Source organism: Acinetobacter sp. YH12249 (assembly GCF_013417475.1).
Taxonomy (GTDB): Bacteria; Pseudomonadota; Gammaproteobacteria; order Pseudomonadales; family Moraxellaceae; genus Acinetobacter.
Genome location: NZ_VPDX01000059.1, coordinates 1 through 4,371 on the forward strand (window position 1 = coordinate 1; position 4,371 = coordinate 4,371).

At 32.0% G+C, this 4,371-nt stretch carries 9 protein-coding genes and 1 pseudogene; 6 read left to right on the forward strand and 4 right to left on the reverse strand.

The annotated features are described in order from the left end of the window. Positions 1 to 134: 134 nt before the first annotated feature. Positions 135 to 458 carry a hypothetical protein gene (locus FTV25_RS15660; protein WP_004676058.1) on the reverse strand — a complete coding sequence of 108 codons (324 nt, stop codon included), beginning with the start codon at positions 456 to 458 and terminating at the stop codon, positions 135 to 137. A 103-nt stretch (positions 459 to 561) separates the two neighbouring features. Here FTV25_RS15660 and FTV25_RS15665 point away from each other — a divergent pair, with 103 nt between their 5' ends. The 4 genes from FTV25_RS15665 to FTV25_RS15680 all read left to right on the forward strand — a co-directional run bounded on the left by FTV25_RS15665 (position 562) and on the right by FTV25_RS15680 (position 2,392). Continuing rightward, a complete protein-coding gene (locus tag FTV25_RS15665; protein WP_004676061.1) occupies positions 562 to 984 on the forward strand; it encodes a hypothetical protein in 423 nt (140 codons plus the stop codon). 492 nt (positions 985 to 1,476) lie between these two features. Continuing rightward, positions 1,477 to 1,722 (forward strand): type II toxin-antitoxin system RelB/DinJ family antitoxin, encoded by a 246-nt coding sequence (locus FTV25_RS15670; RefSeq protein WP_070154357.1) that lies wholly within the window; start codon positions 1,477 to 1,479, stop codon positions 1,720 to 1,722. Then, positions 1,712 to 2,005 (forward strand): type II toxin-antitoxin system RelE/ParE family toxin, encoded by a 294-nt coding sequence (locus FTV25_RS15675; RefSeq protein WP_004733298.1) that lies wholly within the window; start codon positions 1,712 to 1,714, stop codon positions 2,003 to 2,005. Before FTV25_RS15670 ends, FTV25_RS15675 begins: the two co-directional genes overlap by 11 nt. A gap of 87 nt (positions 2,006 to 2,092) precedes the next feature. Continuing rightward, a complete protein-coding gene (locus FTV25_RS15680) occupies positions 2,093 to 2,392 on the forward strand; it encodes a hypothetical protein (RefSeq protein ID WP_000358348.1) in 300 nt (99 codons plus the stop codon). Between the two features lie 173 nt (positions 2,393 to 2,565). On the opposite strand, the gene FTV25_RS15685 is transcribed toward FTV25_RS15680, so the two are convergent. From FTV25_RS15685 to FTV25_RS15695, 3 genes and pseudogenes are all read right to left on the reverse strand, one after another. Then, positions 2,566 to 2,880, reverse strand: a complete 315-nt coding sequence (locus FTV25_RS15685; RefSeq protein WP_070155405.1) for a hypothetical protein — start codon at positions 2,878 to 2,880, stop codon at positions 2,566 to 2,568. Between the two features lie 2 nt (positions 2,881 to 2,882). Further along, positions 2,883 to 3,296, reverse strand: a complete 414-nt coding sequence (locus FTV25_RS15690) for a hypothetical protein (protein WP_070155403.1) — start codon at positions 3,294 to 3,296, stop codon at positions 2,883 to 2,885. Between the two features lie 133 nt (positions 3,297 to 3,429). Then, a pseudogene (locus FTV25_RS15695) lies at positions 3,430 to 3,525 on the reverse strand (transposase domain-containing protein); the annotation flags it as partial. A gap of 88 nt (positions 3,526 to 3,613) precedes the next feature. Here FTV25_RS15695 and FTV25_RS15700 point away from each other — a divergent pair. After that, positions 3,614 to 3,937: a transcriptional regulator gene (locus FTV25_RS15700; protein ID WP_104505828.1), complete on the forward strand. Its 324-nt coding sequence runs from the start codon at positions 3,614 to 3,616 to the stop codon at positions 3,935 to 3,937. Then, positions 3,918 to 4,232, forward strand: a complete 315-nt coding sequence (locus FTV25_RS15705; RefSeq protein ID WP_104505827.1) for a DNA-binding transcriptional regulator — start codon at positions 3,918 to 3,920, stop codon at positions 4,230 to 4,232. The genes FTV25_RS15700 and FTV25_RS15705 overlap by 20 nt, the downstream gene beginning before the upstream one ends. Positions 4,233 to 4,371: the final 139 nt, after the last annotated feature.

Genomic DNA, 4,371 nt, shown 5'->3' on the forward strand with positions numbered 1-4,371 from the left:
TGTTCAAATGGCGATTCAGCGTTTAATTGGTTTTGGGAAAAAAGAAGAGTTTAAGGAAATTTTGGCAATTTTAAGAAAGCAGAATCCTGATAGGATAAGGGTTCTGTGAAATTTGTCGTGTACAGAGGTTAATTTTAGAAAATCTGTTTTAGTTTGTACCTTTTCAAAATTATGTAAAAAGCAAATAAAACACTTATCCAGAACAAATAATCAAAAATAAAATATAAGAAGATAAATTGATCTATTCCTATAATAATATTTAAAGGATCTAGCGCTATACTCCCACCTGGAGATACTTCACCATCTACTAAAAACTGTAAGGGAAATCCTCCTCCAATGACTTTAACTTTTCCAAGCTTGTCTACAACTATACGATCCACTAATGTATATTTCTGATAAAACAAAGATAAATAAGTAAAAATAAAAGATAAGCAATTGAAGTATAAAAATTTTTTCATAATTTCCTCTCATATATCTACTAATTTTAACAATTTTTAATCAGAGCCTTTTGGAATAATTTGCTTTAATTTCTCTATTACTCTCTCAAAAAATTCCTTTAATATGAAAAGATTAGAATTTATTTTATTAAGTTTACTTGCAGCCTGCAGTCCAGTTACAGAAAAAATTGAATCAAATATAGTTGTTCCACGTATTCAATATACGGGGGGAGCAGATAATGCAAGTTATAGTGAGGCTAAGCTTATTAGGGAAGGTAAATGCCTATACCTAGAACATGCTGATGGCTCTAAAGTTCTGCCAATTTTTGCTACAAAAACTCTAGATTGGGATACGGAAACTAAGAGCCTAAAAGTAGATTCGGATACTTATTTTTTAGGTGATAAAGCAGCATATGGAGGCGGAGAATCCTATCCTCTAGAAAAAAATAATTATTCTTGGATAACTGAAGTAGATCATAGCTGTGATACCTCAAAAGTTATAGTTATTAATCGACTCATAAGACCAATTGAAGAACTACCAAAATGAAGAATAGCCTATTTTACTGTCTTACATTAGTTCTACTTATAGGATGCCAGCCATTTGAAAAGGATGGATATATTTTTATTAAAAATCAGACTGATTATCCAATTACAGACCTTAAAGTAACTTATATTAGTGCTCAAAAAACTTATAGCTTAGGTACTCTTTATCCTTATTCAGAATATAAATACGCCATCAATTACGAGCGGCACAATGAGGATTCAATAATCTTTTCATATTTAGATAAAAATCATAAAAAGATTAATCAAGAAGTAGCTACGTATGCAGCCAAATATGATAGGAAAAGTTATGAAATAGTTATTCAATAGAATATAAATTACAATTACTAATTGAACGAAAAAACTTCAATTTGAAATTTCAAAAACTTGATTTTCCCACTAAACAACTATCCATTTAACATAGTGGTTGTTATACGAACTATCTTTGTAATGCATATTGCATTACAATATTCTCATGCATTCAATAAATGGGAAAATGATGGCTACTGTTAATTTCAGGGTCGATGAAGCCCTTAAAGAAAAGTCTTATTCCATCCTAAAAGAACAAGGAATTGCACCTACTGAGTTCTTTACTAATATTCTTGAATATATTGCTACGACTGGAAAGCTTCCAGTACAAAAAGCTTTACTCTCAGAGGAAGATGCTGATTTATTAGCTCTTGTTCGCAAACGTGTTAATGATCCTAAAGAGATGTTCGAGGAAGTCACATTAGATGACTTATAAGCTTTTACGTCATAAGGACTTCACTGCAGAATGGGAAAAGCTTCCTAGTGCTATACGAGATCAATTCAAGAAAAAATTAGCTAAGGTAATAGAGCAACCACATATTCCAAAGAATATGCTTAAAGGTGATCTTGCAGGCTGCTATAAAATAAAATTATTAAAAGCTGGTGTCCGACTTGTTTACCAGGTCAAAGATGATCAGGTAGTTATTTTGCTAATTACCGTTGGAAAACGAGCTGATAGCATTGTTTATGATGAAGCAAAAAAGCGGATAAAAGACTAAAAATGGGAGCTGCATGCCCCCATTTTTGGCTTCGTATAACGTGTATTATGTTAATTTTAGGGAAACTTAATTCTATAGGTGATACCAATGGACAAAAAGATAGAAGAGAAAACTAAAGATATTAATGAAAAAATTCAAAAATTGGATTTAGCTATCCAAGAACTAATAGAAACTACAGACAATTTTTTTATTAATGATAAGTACTATGGAATTGAATGTGCTTTTATTTTAGACCATGCACTAAATATTAAAATGCACTTTTTCAACAAGTATCCAGCATTTGCACCACCTCACTTACGAGGAGTAGAAAATTATGATCGAATTATACATATTAGAGAAAATAATCCTGAAGATAAGCTAGAACAAATTTCTCCTCTTAAAGACTAAATTTTCTAATCGCGTACTTAGAAGCCCCTATTATTTAACATAATGGCTGTTATACGAGATGAAAAAACCTAGGCACTGGCCTAGGTGTTAAATTAAAAAAATACATAAAAATTAAGGCTATAGTCTCAATTTTTCAACTTCGTATAACGTGTATTATGTTAATTTTAGAAGATCTATACAATTCTGTACTTTTTCACAATCATAGAAAAAGCAAATAAAATACTTATCCAAAATAAATAATCAATAAAAAAATTGAGAAAAACAAATTGATCCATGCCGATGAAAATAAATAAAGGATTGATACTTATACTTCCGACTGGAGAGGTTTCACCATCTATAAGGAACTGGAGAGGAAATCCCCCAGCTATGACTTTAACTTTTTCAAGCTTATCTACAACTATGCGAGCAACTAATATATTTTTTTGATAAAGCAAAGATACGTAAGTCAAAATAATCGCTAAAAAATTAAAATATAATATTTTTTTCATAACTATTCTTTATCTTTTAAGTTAATTAAAAACAGCCAATAACATAAGCCAGGAAATAGAGCCAGAAAGCTAGCCCATGTATTGGTATACATCTTCCACCAATCTTCAGCAATCTTTCCAGTATGCCCCCATCCTAAAAGAATAAAAAATGGAGTAGCAATAATTAGAGAGGTAATACAGATGGTTAATAAATTAAGACTGTTATAACGATTTAAAAGAATTGAGAATATGTAGCTAAAAGGCACAGTCAAAATACAATAAGCCAAGTAAATAAGACCGTGTCCTACAAGAACTACGAAAATCGAGTATAGGCTGTATTCGTGATTCACTGCGATAAACAGGACTGTTGTTAAAAAAAGTAAAGGTAAAGGAGCAAGTAAGAGTGCTTTTACTATTTGTTCATTTGAGTATTTCACTAATTTAATTCTCTTATCTACTCAATAAATAATAATACTATAACGATTTTATTGGAGGTTTTTTGATTCTATTTAACATAATGGCGGTTATACGAATTGAACGTAAGCGTCCGCTGAACCCCATGCCTATTTTTTAATTCGGTTCAGGTTTCCAGCGGTGTGGTAGCAATTCTTCAATCTGAGTCACTTTATGTGTCGGCAACCTTTTCAGCACATCACTTAAATAGGCATTTAATCCTGAGAACTAAGAATTATCATTTAAAAATACCACAAAGTAGTATAAAATAAACTACTACAAGGTAGTATGAATGCAATCAATGTATACAATATGTGAGACTCCATTATTTACTAAATACTGTCTTGTTTATTGGACTCAGGAAGAATATGAGGAATTCAAAACATTCTTAGCATTAAATCCTGAAGCAGGAGATGTAGAGCCTAATGCAGGTGGTATTCGTAAGATTAGATGGACTAGCGGTGGTAGAGGTAAAAGTGGTGGTGTCAGAGTCATCTACTTTAATCGTTTAGCAAATGGAGAGATTTGGTTATTAACCTTGTACAGTAAAAAGCAAACTGTACAGCTTAGTAAGAAGACTCTTCAAGCATTAGTGGAGAAACTAAATGACTCGTTTAATGACTGAAAAAGAACTTGAGGCTTTTGAAGCAACTAGGGATATTGAAGCTGAAATATTACAAGGCATCGACGATATGCTTACTAGTAATGCAGCGAAAAGAACCGTAATCACTGAGACAGATGTAGCGTTAGCTCGTAGAAAGGCTCAACTAACACAAGATCAGTTTGCTAAGATTCTTGGCGTATCAAGACGTACTCTTGAATCATGGGAACAAGGTGCGAGAAGACCATCAGGAGCAGCAACATCCCTTATTCGATTATTTATTGTTGATCCAAAATTTGTAAAAGAGAGTCTGGCTTAATTTAGACAGCTCAGAGATGGATCCGTAAATTTGAACAACTCCTATAAGTGATATTCTGCTCCTCAAATGATGTTATAAACATCAATATATGGAGTATTTTATGGCACGTAGACCAAGAAGAAATCATTCAAATGATTTT

Bases quoted from the DNA above. Each gene is read 5' to 3' on its own strand.
- FTV25_RS15680 (WP_000358348.1), top strand. From the start codon at position 2,093: ATGGACAAAAAGATAGAAGAGAAAACTAAAGATATTAATGAAAAAATT.
- FTV25_RS15670 (WP_070154357.1), top strand. From the start codon at position 1,477: ATGGCTACTGTTAATTTCAGGGTCGATGAAGCCCTTAAAGAAAAGTCT.
- FTV25_RS15660 (WP_004676058.1), bottom strand. From the start codon at position 458: ATGAAAAAATTTTTATACTTCAATTGCTTATCTTTTATTTTTACTTAT.
- FTV25_RS15700 (WP_104505828.1), top strand. From the start codon at position 3,614: ATGTATACAATATGTGAGACTCCATTATTTACTAAATACTGTCTTGTT.
- FTV25_RS15675 (WP_004733298.1), top strand. From the start codon at position 1,712: ATGACTTATAAGCTTTTACGTCATAAGGACTTCACTGCAGAATGGGAA.
- FTV25_RS15665 (WP_004676061.1), top strand. From the start codon at position 562: ATGAAAAGATTAGAATTTATTTTATTAAGTTTACTTGCAGCCTGCAGT.
- FTV25_RS15705 (WP_104505827.1), top strand. From the start codon at position 3,918: ATGACTCGTTTAATGACTGAAAAAGAACTTGAGGCTTTTGAAGCAACT.
- FTV25_RS15685 (WP_070155405.1), bottom strand. From the start codon at position 2,880: ATGAAAAAAATATTATATTTTAATTTTTTAGCGATTATTTTGACTTAC.